This window comes from Oleiphilus sp. HI0123, assembly GCF_001635315.1.
The window spans coordinates 1-273 of sequence record NZ_LWGE01001892.1 but is presented as its reverse complement, the minus strand read 5'-3'; the positions used below and the strand labels follow the sequence as shown (position 1 = coordinate 273).

Here is a 273-nt window from a genome sequence, read left to right as displayed (position 1 = left end):
AGGCTTCTCGCGAAAGGTGCATAGAACACGACGCAGAAACCAGTAAACCATCTTTTTCTAGCAGGCGCATCGCAAGCTGATTCAAACGTTGATAAGCAATCTCACCCGCTTTCTGGTCCTTACGCTTAGGAATAAATGCTGGTGGATCAGCGATAACAACATCAAATTTCTCACCTTCAAGCTTCAACTGCTTGCACACGTCAAAGACATCACCCTCAATACAACTTACCTTGTCAGACAAGTCATTTAGTGCCGCATTCTTCTCAACGTAAT

Annotated in this window: 1 pseudogene; it reads right to left on the bottom strand. The window is 44.3% G+C overall.

Annotation, left to right across the window (positions count from 1 at the left end):
- Positions 1-273: pseudogene (locus A3761_RS25200) on the bottom strand (RlmI/RlmK family 23S rRNA methyltransferase); the annotation flags it as partial.